The sequence below is a fragment of the Altererythrobacter sp. Root672 genome (assembly GCF_001427865.1).
GTDB lineage: Bacteria > Pseudomonadota > Alphaproteobacteria > Sphingomonadales > Sphingomonadaceae > Croceibacterium_A.
The window spans coordinates 1,541,069-1,556,940 of record NZ_LMHH01000001.1 but is presented as its reverse complement, the minus strand read 5'-3'; the positions used below and the strand labels follow the sequence as shown (position 1 = coordinate 1,556,940).

Here is a 15,872-nt window from a genome sequence, read left to right as displayed (position 1 = left end):
GGATTCGGTTTTGGGGGCAATTCCTGGGGAGGGTCAGCGTCCCCTGACGACGAGCGGATCGAACCCGCCCACGATCATGCGCTTGCCGTCGAAGGGCATGTCCTCTCCGAATTGCTTCATGCGTTCGTCGGTCATCATCTTGTCGTGGCTGGCGTCGGCAGTGGCCTTGTCCGGCCAGACCATCCACGAGAAGACCACCTTCTCGCCGTCCTGAATGTCCACGGCGCGGCGAAAGTCGGTCCACTTGCCGTCCTTGACGTCGACTTCCCACGCTTCGACCTGTTCTTGCGCGCCATAGTCTTTGGCGATGTCCCAGAACCGTTCGGCAACGTCCTGGTATTCAGCCTTCTTGTCGCCGGGAACGGGGATGAGGAATCCATTAATGTACATGGCAAGCTCTCCTCTTGGGTTCAGGCGGCTTCTTGGGCGTAGTCCGCTATCTGTGCTTCGAGAGCGCGCTTGTAGGCGGGACGTTCCTCCCCGCGGGCCTTGTAGGCGACGAGGGCAGGGTATTCTGCGACGATTTCCGTATGCCGCAGGTTGTTGAGCACCGTGATCATGGTGATGTCGGCAATCGAGAACTGGCCCGCGAGCCAGTCCTTGCCGTCCAGAGCATCGGTCAGGCGCGAGAGCCGCTTGCGGCAGATCGTGAGCGCAGCTTCGCGCGCCTCGGGCATCCAGGCCTTGTCCTGATGAAACAGGTCATAGATCGTGATCGGGACTAGGAATGGCTCAATGCTGTTGAGCGCGGCGAACAGCCAGGAAAGGGCGGTCCAGCGAGGCTGTCCGTCCTTCGGCAGCAGGCGCTCATCCTGCTCGCCCAGGTAGAGCAGGATGGCCCCGGTCTCGAAAATATCGATATCACCTTCCCGAAAGGCCGGGACTTGGTCGAAGGGCTGGCGGGCGAGGTATTCCTCGGGCCGGGGATTGCGGGCGTTGAACAACTCGGTGTCGTAGGGCTCATCGATTTCCTCGAGCGCCCAGCGAACGCGCAGGTCACGCACGAGCCCGTGGGCGAAGGCGGGAACCCACTCGAAGGCGGTCACGAGGGGGCGGGGGGCTGATGTGGTCATCGTTCACTCCTCTCGAAGGCGGAAGGGCAGGATGGCTCGAAGCGCTGGGCTGCGCAGCCAGAGGCCGCCCCAGACCATGAGTGCGAGGTAGACCCCGAACAGCGTGTGAGTGAGCGGCGGGCTGCCGATGCGCATGTGGGTGGCGATCGCGCCGCCGAGGTAGGCGGTGATCAGGATCGCCCCGAGGACCGCGGTGCGCGGCCAGATGTAGAGCAGGGTCGGGACGAACAGCAGCAGGCCGAGGGTCCGCATCGTTCCCGGGTCGAGCGACCAGCCGATGTCCGGGCTGTTCGCCGCCATCATCTCCGGCACGGCCAGCTTCGATCCTGAGTCGAGCAGCAGGAAGGCTATGGCTAGGCCGCTTAGGACCCTTCCTGCCCAGACCTGGGGGGATGCCGTTGGTTTGGATTGGGCCAGGCTTGCCATTGTCGTTCTCCTCTCCCCGTCAGGCTCTCAGGCCCCTGCGTGCTCCGGAACTTCGGCCATGTTCATGTAGGCGTTTTCCCAGATGTGGCCGTCGGGATCTTCAAAGCTGCGGCCGTACATGAAGCCCAGGTCCTGCTTCGGAGTGGGGTCGGCCTTGCCGCCGGCTGCGACGGCCTTGGCGACGATGTCCTCCACATCCTCCTTGCTGTCCTGGCTCAACGCCAGCAGCACTTGCGCGGACTGATGCGCGTCGGGGATTTGCTTGTCGGTGAAGGTCTTCCAGAAATCGTGCCGTAGCAGCATGGCGACGATCGTGTCCGACCACATCATGGCGGCCGCCTGATCGTTCGTGAATTGCGGGTTGTTGGTGAAGCCGACCGCCTCGTAAAAGCGCATCGAGGCGGGAAGGTCCGTCACCGGAAGGTTCACGAAAATCATCTTGGTCATGGCGCGATCCTTTTGAGAGGCAGGGTTCAGTTCGAATAGTCGAGCTTCGGGTACCAGGCTTTGCCGCGCCCTTCGGGCGTCCAATCGAGCAGGTTCCAAAGCGGGGTGGGGTCAGGGGCAAGGTGGGGGTCGAACCCGGGATCAGCCGTTTCGGTGTTGCCCTCTGCCGCCCAGAACAATCGCACTTCCGGGCCCTTGCGAGTCCAGACCAGCACACCGGCACCCTCGTTGCCATCTACTACCCAATGGGTATCGCGCACGAAATCGTCGTCGATCGCCTGATAGAACTTGAGATTGCTCCAACCCCGCTCGCGGGCAAAAGCCAACTGGCGGGCAACCGGTGAGCGACCGATGATGGCGAGTGCCAGACGCTGCTCGATATCGGGCGCGGGAATGTCCAGCGAGCCGACGAACGAGGTGCACATCGGGCATGGCCGCGCCCGCTCAGGTCCGTACATCCAGAGGTATGTGAACAGGGTGTCATGCGCGCCGAACAGCTCGGCCAGGCCGATCTCGCTGCCTTGCTCATCAAGGAAGCGATAGTCTTTCGCCAGCGGGCCAGGTGGGAGGGCACGGCGCTGCTCGGCCACTCTCTGAATCTGGCGGCGAAGGGCGATTTCCTCGCTCAGCAGGGCGGTGCGGGCTTGTCGATAGTCCGCACTTTCGCCTTGCCAGCGGGTGGTGCTCGCATTCGCCAGCTCATCCGCTGGTTTCAGCATATCCCGGGGCGGCAGTATTGCGGTGTCGCTCATTATGCAGCTCCTGTCCCGCTTCGTTGGTGCCGCGAATCGGCACTTGTGATTCGTGACCCATTGAGTTACTAAAAGCAACTATGAAGTTACAAAAAGAAACCGAGTCGCATGGTAAGTGGTATCAAGACGCCTGCGGCACGGCATTTGCGATGGAACTGGTCGGTGAGCGGTGGTCGATCCTGATCGTCAGGGAGCTTATGCTCGGGGGGAGACGGTTTTCCGACTTGCGCGCCAGCCTGCCCGGAATTTCCGCCAAAGTGCTCACCGAACGACTGACTGGGCTGGAGGAGGCCGGCGTGCTGATGCGCCGCAAGCTGCCCCCGCCGGCTGCGACGCAAGTCTATGAACTGACCGAGTGGGGTTACCTTGCCGAACCGGCGATCCAGGAATTGGGGCGCTGGGCGGCGCGCTCGCGCGAGCACAATCCGCAACTGCCGCTTTCGCCGGTCAGCCTGATGCTGTCGATGCGCACGATGCTCGTGCCAGAGGCGACTGCCGGGGTTGAAGCCAAAGTTGGCTTCGACATCGCAGGGGAGACGTTTCTCGCGCACCTCCGCGATGGGCAATTGCCCGTTCGCCGCGGTGAAATGGATGGGGCCGACGCCGTGATCCGTGCGTCAGCGCCGCTGCCGGTCCTGCGCGTGATCTACGGCAACCAGACGCTCGAGGCGATCGAGGCGGAAGGCGGCCTCAGGGTCGAAGGCGACCGCGAAGCTGCCCGCCGGTTCTGTTCGGTATTCAGTCTGCCGGATAAGGTCGATTAACCGCCCATAGCGGCCGCGAAGATGGCCTTCTCGATCTCGACGGCAGCTTTCCAGCCTTCGCGCTGCTGCACTCTGCCGAACCAGGCCGAGAGTTGCGGATAGGCCGAGGCGTCGAGCTCCCAACCAGTGTAGCCCAAGGTGCGGATCACCGAAGCTACGGCAATGTCGCCGACGGAAAACGCGCCATCGAGCCATTCGCCGGAAACAGCGTCTTCAAGATAGGCGAGCGGCTTCGTGAGCGCTTCTTCCGCCGCCAGGGCCGCAGCCTCATCACCCTCGGTGCCGAAGAGCTTCGGGCGCAAGAAACGGTTGAGCACGATGGGAGAGCCGGCCGGCGTCAGCACGGTGTCGGCCACTTCTTCGAACCAAACCGCCCGCGCACGCGCCTCTGGTGCGGCGGGAAGCAGGGCCGGTTCAGGATATTTCGCTTCGAGATAAGTCACGATCGCGGTCGAGTCGGCGATCGTGAAGTCGCCATCGCGAAAAGCGGGAATCTTGTGGAAAGGACTTGCCGCGGCGAACTCCTCGTCGGGCTGCATCGGATTGCTCGGCACCAGTTCGGCGTCGAGGCCCTTTTCCTTAACGGCAACAACCACCTTGCGTACGAACGGTGACAGCGGAAAACCGTAGATCTTCATGGATTACCCTCCTTCAGGTCGTCGCCAGAGTGGGCTTTGCGTGTTGCAGGCGCAACTCCGTACGTCTACGCATCCGCCGCGATGAACGAGATGACGACCAGCCACGCCAATTCCGGAACCGCCATGGCCGCGCCAGACCTTGAGGTCGACGTGCGCGAGACCTTCGGCATCGATATCGACATGAAGGTCCCGGCCTTCTCCAAGGCCGACGAGCGCGTGCCCGATATCGACACGAGCTACGTGTTCGATCCGGACACCACGGTCGCCATCCTGGCAGGCTTCGCCTTCAACCGCCGCGTGATGGTCCAGGGCTATCACGGCACGGGCAAGTCGACGCACATCGAGCAGGTGGCGGCGCGCCTCAACTGGCCGTGCATCCGCATCAACCTCGACGCGCATATCAGCCGTATCGACCTGATCGGCCGTGACGCGATTGTGCTGCGCGACGGGCTCCAGGTGACCGAGTTCCGCGAAGGCCTGTTGCCCTGGGCGCTGCAGCACCCGGTGGCGCTGGTGTTCGACGAATACGACGCCGGCCGTCCGGACGTGATGTTCGTGATCCAGCGCGTGCTCGAAACCGAGGGCAAGCTGACCCTGCTCGACCAGAACCGCGTGATCCGTCCGAACCCCTATTTTCGCCTGTTCTCGACCGCCAACACGGTCGGCCTCGGCGACACCAGCGGGCTCTACCACGGCACCCAGGCGATCAACCAAGGTCAGATGGACCGCTGGAACGTGGTCGTGGGCCTCAACTACCTGCCGGCGGAAACCGAGCGGGAGATCGTCTCGGCCAAAACGTCGCTCGATCCCAAGCTGGTCGCCGACATGATCCGCGTCGCGGACCTGACGCGCCAGGGCTTCATCGGGGGCGATATCTCCACCGTGATGAGCCCGCGTACCGTCATCACCTGGGCGCAGAACACCGAGATATTCAAGGACCCGGGCTTCGCCTTCCGCCTTACGTTCCTCAACAAGTGCGACGAGGCCGAACGGATGCTGGTGGCCGAGTATTACCAGCGCGTTTTCGGCGTAGATTTACCCGAAAGCGTCGTCGGCAAGGCGTGAACCCCCTCGTCAATCCTGTGTTAATCCTGTAACACAGTAGGCGATGGACATGCTGTCGCGTGGATCGGTCAAGAAAGGTCGGGCGGGATTCTGGCCGTGGTCGCGCCGGAGCGAATCCGCGCGCGCGGATTCCGAGTACATCTCGTACGGTCCCGATTACGATGAGCCTGAGGCCGTCGAGGCGCGCGCATGGCTCGACGAACAGCTCGCGCCCAAGCCGAAGCCACGGACCCGTTGGTGGTGGATCAAGCGCGGCATGCTCGGCTGTCTTGCGGTGTTCCTGCTGCTGCTCGCCTGGCTCGCGATTACCGCGCCGCTCTCAAAGTCGCTCCAGCCGATTGCCCCGCCGCAGCTGACTTTGCTCGCGGCCGACGGCACGCCGATCGCCCGCAATGGCGCCATCGTCGACCAGCCGGTCAAGGTGAGCGAGTTGCCGCCCCACGTGGCCCAGGCGTTCATCGCCATCGAGGACCGCCGGTTCTACAGCCACTGGGGTGTCGACCCGCGAGGCGTTGCCCGCGCGCTGTGGTCGAACATCACGACCGGACGTACCCAGGGCGGCAGCACGATTACGCAACAGCTCGCCAAGTTCACCTTTCTCACCCCCGAACAGAACCTGACCCGCAAGGCGCGCGAGGCTCTGATCGCGTTCTGGCTCGAGGCATGGCTGTCGAAGGACGAGATCCTCGAACGCTACCTTTCGAACGCCTACTTCGGCGACAACGTCTACGGCCTGCGCGCCGCCTCGATGCACTACTTCTACCGCAAGCCAGAGAACCTGAAGCCCGAGCAGGCCGCCATGCTGGCCGGGCTGCTGCAGGCGCCCTCGCGCCTTGCGCCGACCGACAACCCGAAGCTCGCCGAAAAGCGCATGCGGATGGTGCTGCAGGCGATGGTCGAGTCGGGCTACCTCACCAAGGCCCAGGCCAACGCGCTGCCGACGCCGCGGGTGGACGTGCGGACCAAGAACGACCTGCCGACCGGGACCTACTTCGCCGACTGGGCTTTGCCCGAGGCGCGCCTCAACTCAGGTGTGAGCTACTCCAGCCAGACGGTCAGGACGACGCTCGACTCCCGCTTGCAGGCGGCGGCTCGCAGGGCCATCGAACGCGCACCGCTCGGCGGCGCCCAGGTTGCGCTCGTAGCTATGCGCACCAATGGCGAGGTCGTCGCGATGATCGGCGGGACCGACTATGCCGAGTCTTCGTTCAACCGCGCGACGCAGGCACGGCGCCAGCCTGGCTCGACCTTCAAGACTTTCGTCTATCTCGCCGCGCTGGAAGAGGGCTGGGAGCCGGACGACAAGATCTCCAACCAACCGATCGAGCAAGGCTCCTACCGCCCGCGCAATGCCGGCGGGCGCTATTCGGAAACTATCACGCTAGCCGACGCTTTCGCGCAATCGAGCAATGTCGCGGCCGTCCGGCTGTGGGGCGAAGTCGGCGACAAGGCGGTGATCGACGCGGCTCGCGATCTTGGCGTGACGTCTCCGCTGGCGAGCGGCGATCCGAGCCTGGCGCTCGGCACGTCGACGATGACGCTGATGGAGCTGACGGCCGCTTACGCCGGGATTGCAGCTAACGACTATCCGGTGAAGCCGACCGCGCTCAAGGGCGAGGAGCCGGGTTGGTTCGAGAGCTGGTTCGACGGCCACTCCAGCCTGTCGGAACGCGAGCACGAGGACATGGAGGCAATGCTGCGCCAGGCCGTCAACCGCGGCACCGGACGGGCGGCGATGCTCAACGGGCCAAACTTCGGCAAGACCGGTACCAGCCAGGACAACCGCGATGCGCTGTTCGTTGGTTATGCTGGCGATCTCGTGGTTGGGGTGTGGGTCGGCAATGACGACAATACCCCGCTCAATGGCGTCTACGGTGGTGGCCTGCCTGCGCAGATCTGGAAGGACTTCATGCAGCAGGCGCTTGGCGAGCGCGCAGCTCCGCAACGCCCGCGTCCGACGCCGACGCCCGATCCGAGTGGTCCGGTCCAGCAGCTCGACTTGCCCGACCTCGGCACGATTCCGCTCGGCGATGGCAGTGCCGCGATCGGGGTGCAGAACGGCGGTGCGGTGATATCGGGCGATATTCAGGGCGTGCCGGTCGATGTGCGGATCGACGAGCAGGGCGTCCGGATCAACTCCGACCCACGCAATCGCGAACGGCCCGTGGCTCAGGCAACACCGACAGCGGCGCCTTAATCCTCCCCGAGCTTGCTCGGGGAGGGGGACCGCCCGAAGGGTGGTGGAGGGGGTCTCGCGTTTGGCCGCCTACCCCTCCGTCACGCGCCTGCGGCGCGCGCCACCTCCCCGAGACAAGCTCGGGGAGGATCAGTTGTCCGGATACTTCGCCGCTACGAAGTAAAGCCCTTCGGCCGGAGCATTCAGCCCCAGTGCCGCGCGGTCGCGGGCTGCGAGGGCATCGGCCACCTGTTCCGCGCTCCATTGCCCAAGACCGACAAGCCCGAGCGTGCCCACCATCGAGCGGACCTGGTGGTGCAGGAAGCTGCGCGCTTCCGCCTCGATCGTCACGAGATCGCCGTCCCGTCGCACATCAAGGCGGTCGAGGGTCTTCACCGGATCCTTCGCCTGGCAATGGACCGAGCGGAAGGTGGTGAAGTCGTGATGCCCCACCAGCACTTGCGCGGCACGATGCATAGCCTCGGCGTCGAGCGGGCGAGTGACGAGCCAGGCGCGCCCCTTGTCGAGCGTCAACGGCGCGCGGCGGTTGTGAATACGGTAGAGGTAGCTGCGGCCCAGGCACGAGAAGCGAGCGTGCCAATCGCCCGCCTTCGGCTCACAGGCCAGCACTGCGATAGGGTGGGGGCGCAACCGAGCGTTGAGCGCTTCCATCAAGCGGAACGGGGCGATGTCTTTCTCGATATCGACGTGGCTCACCATGCCGAGCGCATGGACGCCGCTGTCGGTGCGGCCGGCGCTGTGCATGGTCACCGTCTCGCCAGTCACCTCGCGCACGGCACGTTCGACCTCCTCCTGCACGGAAGGGCCATGGTCTTGCCGCTGCAGGCCCATGAACGGGCCGCCGTCGAATTCGAGGGTGAGAGCGAAGCGAGTCAATGCAACACGGTCCCAACCGGAACCTGCTTCCCGCGTAGGAAATCGGCCGCGTTCATCGCCGGCTTGCCTGCTCGCTGGATCGTCAGTGGACGCAGCGCCGCGTCACCACAGGCCACTGTGAATTCCTCGTCGAGCACAGTCCCGGGAGCGCCGTTCACGCCGATCACCCGGGCTCGCAGCAGCTTGATGCGTTCACCATCGAATTCGAGCCAAGAACCAGGGAAAGGCGCGAAAGCACGCACCTCGCGCTCAAGCAGCTCGGCGGACTTGCGCCAGTCGATACGGGTTTCGGACTTGGCGATCTTGGCGGCGTAGGTGGCGCCAAACTCCGGCTGCGGCTCGGCCTTGAGTTGGTCGAGCTGGGCCAGGGTATCGACCATCAGCCGTCCGCCGATCTCGGCCAGTTCCTCGAACAGTTCGCCGCTGGTCTTGTCCTCCACTGGCACTCGGGCCGTCGAGAGCATCGGCCCCGTGTCGAGCCCTTGCTCCATCTGCATGATGGTGACGCCGGTCACGTGATCTCCGGCGAGGATCGAGCGCTGGATCGGCGCGGCCCCGCGCCAGCGCGGCAGCAACGAGCCATGGACGTTGAGACACCCCCGCGCCGGACCTTGCAGAATCGGCTGCGGTAGAATGAGCCCATAGGCGACGACGATCGCGACCTCGGCCTCCAGCGCCAGGAAGTCCGCTTGCGCCTCCATGTCACGCAAGGTCACCGGATGGCGCACCTCGATGCCGAGCGCTTCGGCCGCCTGCTGAACCGGCGAGGGCTGCAGCTGCTTGCCGCGGCCTGCGGGGCGGGGCGGCTGGGTGTAGGCGGCCACGATCTCATGCCCGGCTTCGTGCAGGACATTGAGGGTCGGCACCGAAAAGGCAGGGGTGCCCATGAAGACTATGCGCATAACTTCCCCGCTCTTCCTGAGCCTGTGGAAGGCGTCCCTTCCTCTTCTCGCGGGTTGGCCCTATCTCCCGCTCCATGGCATCGCAAGAGATCGAGGCGCTCGCGGGGGCATTGGCGCGTCTTCCAGGGCTCGGCCCGCGTTCGGCACGGCGGGCGGTGCTGTGGCTGGTCAAGCGCCGCGAGACCGCGCTGGTGCAGCTGCTCGATGCGCTCGACAACGTGCGCGGCGCACTGGTCGAATGCCGGACTTGCGGCAATGTCGACACCCAGGATCCCTGCGGCATCTGCGCCGATCCGCGCCGCGATGCGCGACAGCTGTGCGTGGTGGAGGATGTCGCGGACTTGTGGGCGCTCGACCGGGCGCGGCTGTTCACCGGCCACTACCACGTGCTCGGCGGACGGCTTTCTGCGCTCGACGGCGTGCGGCCGGAAGACTTGTCGATCGGCAAGCTGATCGAACGCGTCGCAGCGGGCGGGATCGACGAAGTCGTGCTCGCCATGAACGCCACGCTCGAAGGCCAGACCACCGCCCACTACATCGCCGAGCGGCTTGAGGGTTATCCGGTGCGCATCACCCAGCTCGCTCACGGCCTGCCGGTCGGTGGCGAACTCGACTATCTCGACGAAGGCACGTTGGCCCAGGCGCTGCGGGCGCGGAGGCCGGTGGGATGAAACGCAGCTGGATCGTCGGGGGCTGGCTCATCGCCATGGTCGCCTCGGCGCTTCCCTCGCTGTGGATGTCCCTCGACCTGGCCGATCGCAACCCGCTGCAGATCTACGTCGATCCCGAGACCGGCCGCCCCACGGCGCAGCTCTACTGGCAGTTTTTCAGGTGGTGGCTGCCGATCGCGATCCCAGTGAGCCTGCTTGCCGCCGCCTGCATGTTCCTCAATCGCCCGGCCGACCGGCCCTAGCGTTCGTTCACTTGTCGTTCGGGGCGAAAATGCTTATTTGCGCGCCATGGCTATCCGCGAAATCCTCGAAGTGCCGGACTCCCGGCTGAAAATCGTGTCGACTCCCGTCGAAAAGTTTGACGATGAGCTCAAGGTGCTCGTCGAAGACATGTTCGAAACCATGTACGACGCCAGCGGCATCGGCCTGGCGGCGATCCAGGTCGGCGTGCCCCTGCGCGTGCTGGTGATCGACCTCCAGCCCGAGGATCCGGACGCAGAGCCCGAGGAATGCACCGCGCACGGTGGCCACCACCACACCCATCAGCCGGTCAAGAACGAGCCGCGGATATTCATCAACCCGGAGATCCTCGATCCGGCGGACGAGCTGAACGTCTACCAGGAAGGCTGCCTCTCGGTCCCCGAGATCTACGCCGACGTGGAACGTCCCAAGACCTGCCGCGTCCGCTGGCAGGACCTTGAGGGCAAGGTGCACGAGGAAGAGATGGACGGCCTGATGGCCACCTGCATCCAGCACGAGATGGACCACCTCGAAGGCATCCTGTTCATCGACCACCTCAGCCGCCTCAAGCGCAACATGGCGCTCAAGAAGCTCGAGAAGCTGCGCAAGGCAGCCTGACCCTCGCCGGAGGCTCAGGCCTCCGCGTGGACTTCCTGGTTGAGCATGATCAACGCGTCGCGGCAGTCGACCGAGCACTCGCCGCACATCGCCGCACAGCGGTGACAATGGGCGTGCTCGTGCATCTCGCACTCCGCGCGGCAGATGTCGCAAGCTTCGATGCACGCGGCCAGCATGGTGCGGATCAGTTGCCGGTTATGATCCGTCCGGCGGCTGGCCACACGGTAAGTCGCGGTGCACACGTCTGAGCAGTCCATGCACAGGCGAATGCAGCGGCGCATGTCCATGTCCTCGGCCGAACAGGCATCGGCGCAGGAATTGCAAATCGCCGCGCAATGCATTGCGTGCCTGACGGCCATACCCAGCGACGGGTTGTCTTCGCCACCGACCTCGGGGTGCTCGGAGATCATCTTCTCGATCGACATCGTAAGCTCCTCTTCCATGGAAGGAGCGAATGACCGCGCGGGGCGTTCCGGAATTCACCTGTGAAAAGGGCCGCCCCATCGGAGCGGCCCTTGGAGATTGGGCAGTGTTTTCGCTTGTGGCGTTACTTGGCGCCGCCAGCGTCAGCTGCGCCTGTCGTAGTGGCGATACCGGCCGCCTGGGCGCCGATTCCCTCGGCAACGTCGGCCCGTACCTCATCGTTGTGAGCCAGGACCGTACCCGAGATCGCGCCCTCCTTGTCGAGCAGCACCGATTCCTCGGCGGTGCCGAGCTTGGCGAGGCGGACGTGGAGCGGTTCAGGGTAGAGGTAGTTGGTCGAGCCATTGGCGGCATCCACCGCACCGCCAATGATACCGCCAAGCAGGATGTTACCCGCCATGGCGCCGCCGAGCCGGCTCTGCACCAGCACGTAGGCGGGCTTGTAGCCTTCCTTGGTGATGTCGACCCGCAAGTCGTTGCGCCGCTTGAGATTGAGCTTGCACGGAGACACGCAAGTCGTGCCGTCGTTAAGGGTGATGGCGGCACCATCGGGATCGGTCCGCACGGTATAGTCCTGGCTGGTACCGTTGATGACCGTCGCGCAACCGGACAACGCAATAGAAAGGCCCGCGAGGGCCACAGTGTGGCGCAGTTTCATGTATTTCCCCCCAAGAAGTCGCAACGAACGGCGACGCGGAGGTACATGACTCAGAATGTGACCGTTACCAAGGGTGAATTTTGAAGGTTCTGCGGAAAAAGAAAGGGCCGCTCCACTGGGAGCGGCCCTTCGATTTCATACCGAGTGAATCGGTCCTTAGAACAGACCTTCGATCACGCCGTTCTCGAGCCGGATCTTCTCGGCGCTCGGGACCTTCGGCAGGCCGGGCATGGTCATGATGTCGCCGCAGATGGCGACGATGAAGCCAGCGCCAGCCGCCAGACGCACTTCGCGGACCGGCACCGTGTGGTGGCTCGGCGCGCCGAGCTTGGTCGGGTCGGTGGTGAAGCTGTACTGGGTCTTGGCCATGCAGATCGGCAGGTGGCCGAAACCGTCCTTCTCCCACTGGTGCAGCTGGTTGCGGACCGAGGAGTCGGCAATCGCTTCGTCCGCGCGGTAGATGCGGGTGGCGATCGTGTTGATCTTCTCGAAAAGCGGCATGTCAGACGGGTAGAGCGGGGCGAACTGCGACTGGCCGCTCTCGGCGATCTCGACCACGCGCTTTGCCAGTTCCTCGGTGCCGGCGCTGCCGTTGGCCCAGTGCGTGCAGACGAAGGCTTCGCTGCCAACAGCGGCGACCGCGTCCCTGATCGCCTGCACTTCGGCGTCGGTGTCGGTCACGAAGTTATTGATCGCCACGACTGCCGGCACACCGAACTGCTTCACGTTCTCGATGTGGCGGAGCAGGTTCACGACGCCCTTCTTCACCGCTTCGACGTCTTCCTTGCCGAGGTCGGCCTTGGCGACGCCGCCGTTCATCTTGAGCGCGCGCACGGTGGCGACGATCACGGCTGCCGACGGCTTGAGGTCCGCCTTGCGGCACTTGATGTCGAAGAACTTTTCGGCACCGAGGTCAGCGCCGAAACCGGCTTCGGTCACGACATAGTCGGCCAGCTTGAGCGCGGTCTTGGTCGCGGTCACCGAGTTGCAGCCGTGGGCGATGTTGGCGAACGGGCCGCCATGGATGAACGCCGGGTTGTTCTCCAGCGTCTGCACCAGGTTCGGCTGGATCGCGCTCTTGAGCAGCACGGTCATCGCGCCATGGGCGTTGATGTCGCGGGCGCGCACAGCGGTCTTGTCGCGGCGGTAGCCGATGATGATGTTGCCGATCGATTCCTCAAGGTCTTCGATCGAGGTGGCGAGGCACAGGATCGCCATGATTTCCGAAGCGACGGTGATGTCGAAGCCGGTCTCACGCGGGTAGCCGTTCGAAACGCCGCCCAGCGAGTTGACGATCTGGCGCAGCGCGCGGTCGTTCATGTCGAGCACGCGGCGCCAGGTGATGCGGCGGGTGTCGAGTTCGAGCGCGTTGCCCCAGTAAATGTGGTTGTCGATCATCGCGCTCAGCAGGTTGTGCGCGCTGGTGATCGCGTGGAAGTCGCCGGTGAAGTGGAGGTTGATGTCCTCCATCGGCACGACCTGGGCATAGCCGCCGCCGGCCGCGCCGCCCTTGACGCCGAAGCACGGGCCGAGGCTCGGTTCGCGCAGGCAGACGATGGAGTTCTTGCCGATGCGGTTGAGGCCGTCGTTGAGGCCGACCGAGGTGGTGGTCTTGCCTTCGCCCGCCGGAGTCGGGTTGATCGCGGTGACGAGGATCAGCTTGCCGTCTTGCTTGCTGGCCTGCTGGTTGATCCAGTCCATGGAGATCTTGGCCTTGAACCGGCCATAGGGTTCCAGCGATTCGTCAGGGATGCCCAGGCGGGCGCCGATTTCAGTAATCGGCTTCATCTTGGCTGCGCGGGCGATCTCGATATCGGTGGCCATCAGGCGTCCTCTTCCGGTTGCTGGCCCGCTATGAACCGCGGGCGTTAATTGGTCGCGATTTTTCGCAATCACGAAATTTTCGCAATCACGAATTTGTATGTGGCCCATACAATCTTACAGGCGCGATGCTCAAGGGCGAATCTTGCGGGTGGGCGTGTTCATCGGGGGATCGAGCGCGGCACAGCCTTGCAATGTTGGATTTTCCCGAATAAGTTCTCTTTTCGTTCCAAATTTCCGGAGGTTTGGTGGAACCGTTTCTCGTCATCGTGATCGTGCTTGTCGCCCTGGTGGCCGGTGCCGCACTCGGCTGGTTCGCCGGATCGCGCCCTGTCGCTGACTGGAAGGCGCGCCATGCGGAGGTCGATGCAGCGGCGAAGGAGCGCGAAGGGCAGTTCAAGCAGGCCGTGACGGAACTCGGCCAGACGCGGATCGAGAATGCGACGCTCAAGGCCAATGCCGAGAACTTCGACAAACAGATCGCGCAGCTCAACGAAGCACGCGCCGAGCTGCTGACCCAGTTCAAGGCGGCGGGCAGCGAAGTCCTGTCGAAGGCGCAGGAGGATTTCCTCAAGCGCGCCGAAGAGCGGTTCGGCAACTCGGAGAAAGCCAACAAGGAGGCGGTCTCCGCTCTGCTCGAACCGGTCAACCAGCGGCTCAAGAGCTACGAGGAGCAAGTTCGCGCCCTCGAAAGCCAGCGGGTCGACGCGTTCGGCCAACTGACCGGGTTGATCCAGTCGATGCGCGAAGGGCAGGAAGCTGTACGCAGCGCCGCGCAACAGCTCGGCAACAGCTTGCGCAACGCGCCGAAAGCGCGCGGGCGCTGGGGCGAACAGCAACTCAAGAACGTCCTCGAACAGTGCGGCCTGGCCGAACATACCGACTTCGTCACCGAGCATTCGGTGGACACCGACGAAGGACGGCTGCGTCCTGACGCGATCGTGCGCATTCCCGGCAACAAGCTGCTGGTGATCGACGCCAAGGTCTCCCTCAACGCCTACCAGGAAGCTTTCGAGGCGGCCGACGATGCCGAGCGCATTCGTCACCTCGATCTACACGCGGCCTCGATGCGCAACCACATCCAGACGCTGGGCGCCAAGAGCTACCAGAGCCAGTTCGAAGAAGCGCCCGACTACGTGCTGATGTTCGTGCCGGGCGAACACTTCATAGCCGCCGCGCTCGAGCATGATCCGCGCTTGTGGGACTTCGCTTTCGAGCGGCGCGTGTTGCTGGCGAGCCCGACCAACCTCGTCGCTATCTGCCGCACGGTCGCGCAAGTCTGGCGCCAGGACGGACTGGCACGCGAAGCCCGCGAGATCGGCCGCATGGGCGGTGAGCTTTATGACCGGCTGGCGAAGGTCACCGAAGACTTGACTAAGGTTGGGACGCACCTCGGTCGCGCCGTGGGCAGCTACAACGATTTTTCCCGCAGTTTTCAAAGTCGCGTGGTGGTCTCGGCCAAGCGCCTGCGGGACAAGCACATTGAGATTGGAAAGCGCGAAATCGAGGACGTGCAGCAGATTGAGATCGCGCCGGTTTACAGTCCGACCGACGATGCCCCAACGCCCCGCTTGGTCGATATCTCGGACGATGAAGACGAGGCCCGCCTCGCTTGACGGCCCGGCTCCTCTCGATCGTGCTGGCGCTGGTTTGCGCAGGCTGTTCGGAGGAGAATGCGCGGGCGGACGAGGTCAAGGACGCCACATCCTCGTCACCAACGCATCTCGCCAAGGGCAAGTGGGCGCCGCGAGACACTTGCACCGAAGTCGAGGGTGCAGACCTTTTCCGAGCGAACCTCGCCACCGCGGTGAAGGCGCGGGACGCAGATGCTCTCGTCGCGCTCGCGGCAGACGATGTCGAGCTCGACTTCAACGGTGGTGAAGGGCCCGATGAACTCCGCTCACGGCTCGACGCAGAAGCCGGCCTGTGGGACGAGTTGGACAAGCTCATGACGCTCGGTTGTTCGGCGAACGCGAACGGCAACCTGGCCATCCCGTGGCTTTTCGATCAGGACCTCGGCGACGTCGATCCCTTCAGCACTCTGCTGGTGACGGCGGAGGATGAGCCGGTTCGGGCAGGTCCAAGCGCCTCGGCGCAGCAGATCGGCACCGTTTCGTGGGATCTGGTGGAGACCGCTTTGTTTGACTGGGAAGCGCCATTCCAACCGGTCACTCTGGCTGATGGCCGCGAAGGCTACATCGCCACCGGAAAGCTTCGCTCCGTCATCGACTTTCGCCTCATCGCCGCGCGCCAAGACGGTCGATGGAAGATCACGGCGCTTGTCGCTGGGGACTAACGGCT

19 protein-coding genes are annotated in these 15,872 nt (G+C 64.2%); 8 read left to right on the top strand and 11 right to left on the bottom strand.

What is annotated here, in order from left to right:
- Nucleotides 1-33: 33 nt before the first annotated feature.
- From ASD76_RS07505 to ASD76_RS07485, 5 genes are read right to left on the bottom strand one after another with little or no spacing between them, the layout of a single operon-like run.
- Entirely contained in the window at nucleotides 34-390 is a 357-nt protein-coding gene (locus ASD76_RS07505) for a DUF1428 domain-containing protein (protein WP_055920638.1), read from the bottom strand.
- Between the two features lie 20 nt (nucleotides 391-410).
- A complete protein-coding gene (locus ASD76_RS07500) occupies nucleotides 411-1,073 on the bottom strand; it encodes a glutathione S-transferase family protein (protein WP_082553659.1) in 663 nt (220 codons plus the stop codon).
- Nucleotides 1,074-1,076: 3 nt separating this feature from the next.
- A complete protein-coding gene (locus ASD76_RS07495; RefSeq protein ID WP_055920633.1) occupies nucleotides 1,077-1,499 on the bottom strand; it encodes a DoxX family protein in 423 nt (140 codons plus the stop codon).
- Between the two features lie 27 nt (nucleotides 1,500-1,526).
- Nucleotides 1,527-1,946 carry a VOC family protein gene (locus ASD76_RS07490; RefSeq protein ID WP_055920630.1) on the bottom strand — a complete coding sequence of 140 codons (420 nt, stop codon included), beginning with the start codon at nucleotides 1,944-1,946 and terminating at the stop codon, nucleotides 1,527-1,529.
- Between the two features lie 26 nt (nucleotides 1,947-1,972).
- Nucleotides 1,973-2,698 carry a DUF899 family protein gene (locus ASD76_RS07485; RefSeq protein WP_082553658.1) on the bottom strand — a complete coding sequence of 242 codons (726 nt, stop codon included), beginning with the start codon at nucleotides 2,696-2,698 and terminating at the stop codon, nucleotides 1,973-1,975.
- Nucleotides 2,699-2,778: 80 nt separating this feature from the next.
- Here ASD76_RS07485 and ASD76_RS07480 point away from each other — a divergent pair, with 80 nt between their 5' ends.
- Nucleotides 2,779-3,462 carry a winged helix-turn-helix transcriptional regulator gene (locus ASD76_RS07480; RefSeq protein WP_055920627.1) on the top strand — a complete coding sequence of 228 codons (684 nt, stop codon included), beginning with the start codon at nucleotides 2,779-2,781 and terminating at the stop codon, nucleotides 3,460-3,462.
- Here the strand turns inward: ASD76_RS07480 and ASD76_RS07475 are convergent.
- The gene (locus tag ASD76_RS07475) at nucleotides 3,459-4,100 is read right to left on the bottom strand and encodes a glutathione S-transferase family protein (protein WP_055920622.1); all 642 of its coding nucleotides are present in this window, start codon (nucleotides 4,098-4,100) and stop codon (nucleotides 3,459-3,461) included. The two genes, ASD76_RS07480 and ASD76_RS07475, sit on opposite strands and share 4 nt — an antisense overlap.
- A gap of 81 nt (nucleotides 4,101-4,181) precedes the next feature.
- Between ASD76_RS07475 and cobS the strand changes: the two genes are divergently transcribed.
- Both cobS and ASD76_RS07465 read left to right on the top strand, forming a co-directional pair.
- Complete coding sequence (gene cobS / locus ASD76_RS07470) at nucleotides 4,182-5,165, top strand: cobaltochelatase subunit CobS (protein ID WP_055920618.1); 984 nt, start codon at nucleotides 4,182-4,184, stop codon at nucleotides 5,163-5,165.
- A 43-nt stretch (nucleotides 5,166-5,208) separates the two neighbouring features.
- Nucleotides 5,209-7,362, top strand: coding sequence for a transglycosylase domain-containing protein (locus ASD76_RS07465; protein WP_235506555.1), 2,154 nt, complete (start codon nucleotides 5,209-5,211; stop codon nucleotides 7,360-7,362).
- Nucleotides 7,363-7,491: 129 nt separating this feature from the next.
- On the opposite strand, the gene truA is transcribed toward ASD76_RS07465, so the two are convergent.
- A complete protein-coding gene (truA, locus tag ASD76_RS07460) occupies nucleotides 7,492-8,238 on the bottom strand; it encodes a tRNA pseudouridine(38-40) synthase TruA (protein WP_055920615.1) in 747 nt (248 codons plus the stop codon).
- A complete protein-coding gene (gene fmt / locus ASD76_RS07455; protein WP_055920612.1) occupies nucleotides 8,235-9,140 on the bottom strand; it encodes a methionyl-tRNA formyltransferase in 906 nt (301 codons plus the stop codon). Before fmt ends, truA begins: the two co-directional genes overlap by 4 nt.
- 74 nt (nucleotides 9,141-9,214) lie before the next feature.
- On the opposite strand from fmt, the gene recR reads away from it, so the two are divergent.
- From recR to def, 3 genes are read left to right on the top strand one after another with little or no spacing between them, the layout of a single operon-like run.
- The gene (gene recR, locus ASD76_RS07450; protein WP_055920609.1) at nucleotides 9,215-9,811 is read left to right on the top strand and encodes a recombination mediator RecR; all 597 of its coding nucleotides are present in this window, start codon (nucleotides 9,215-9,217) and stop codon (nucleotides 9,809-9,811) included.
- Nucleotides 9,808-10,053, top strand: a complete 246-nt coding sequence (locus ASD76_RS07445) for a hypothetical protein (RefSeq protein WP_055920606.1) — start codon at nucleotides 9,808-9,810, stop codon at nucleotides 10,051-10,053. Before recR ends, ASD76_RS07445 begins: the two co-directional genes overlap by 4 nt.
- A gap of 46 nt (nucleotides 10,054-10,099) precedes the next feature.
- Complete coding sequence (def, locus tag ASD76_RS07440; protein WP_055920604.1) at nucleotides 10,100-10,669, top strand: peptide deformylase; 570 nt, start codon at nucleotides 10,100-10,102, stop codon at nucleotides 10,667-10,669.
- 14 nt (nucleotides 10,670-10,683) lie between these two features.
- On the opposite strand, the gene ASD76_RS07435 is transcribed toward def, so the two are convergent.
- The 3 genes from ASD76_RS07435 to ASD76_RS07425 all read right to left on the bottom strand — a co-directional run bounded on the left by ASD76_RS07435 (nucleotide 10,684) and on the right by ASD76_RS07425 (nucleotide 13,574).
- Nucleotides 10,684-11,112, bottom strand: a complete 429-nt coding sequence (locus tag ASD76_RS07435) for a four-helix bundle copper-binding protein (RefSeq protein ID WP_235506553.1) — start codon at nucleotides 11,110-11,112, stop codon at nucleotides 10,684-10,686.
- Nucleotides 11,113-11,216: 104 nt separating this feature from the next.
- Nucleotides 11,217-11,750, bottom strand: coding sequence for a PEGA domain-containing protein (locus ASD76_RS07430; protein WP_055920601.1), 534 nt, complete (start codon nucleotides 11,748-11,750; stop codon nucleotides 11,217-11,219).
- A 156-nt stretch (nucleotides 11,751-11,906) separates the two neighbouring features.
- Entirely contained in the window at nucleotides 11,907-13,574 is a 1,668-nt protein-coding gene (locus ASD76_RS07425) for a formate--tetrahydrofolate ligase (RefSeq protein WP_055920599.1), read from the bottom strand.
- A 245-nt stretch (nucleotides 13,575-13,819) separates the two neighbouring features.
- Here ASD76_RS07425 and rmuC point away from each other — a divergent pair, with 245 nt between their 5' ends.
- Together rmuC and ASD76_RS07415 are read left to right on the top strand one after the other, a co-directional pair.
- Nucleotides 13,820-15,187 (top strand): DNA recombination protein RmuC, encoded by a 1,368-nt coding sequence (gene rmuC, locus ASD76_RS07420; protein ID WP_055920597.1) that lies wholly within the window; start codon nucleotides 13,820-13,822, stop codon nucleotides 15,185-15,187.
- Nucleotides 15,184-15,867, top strand: a complete 684-nt coding sequence (locus tag ASD76_RS07415) for an SH3 domain-containing protein (protein ID WP_055920594.1) — start codon at nucleotides 15,184-15,186, stop codon at nucleotides 15,865-15,867. Before rmuC ends, ASD76_RS07415 begins: the two co-directional genes overlap by 4 nt.
- Nucleotides 15,868-15,872 lie beyond the last annotated feature (5 nt).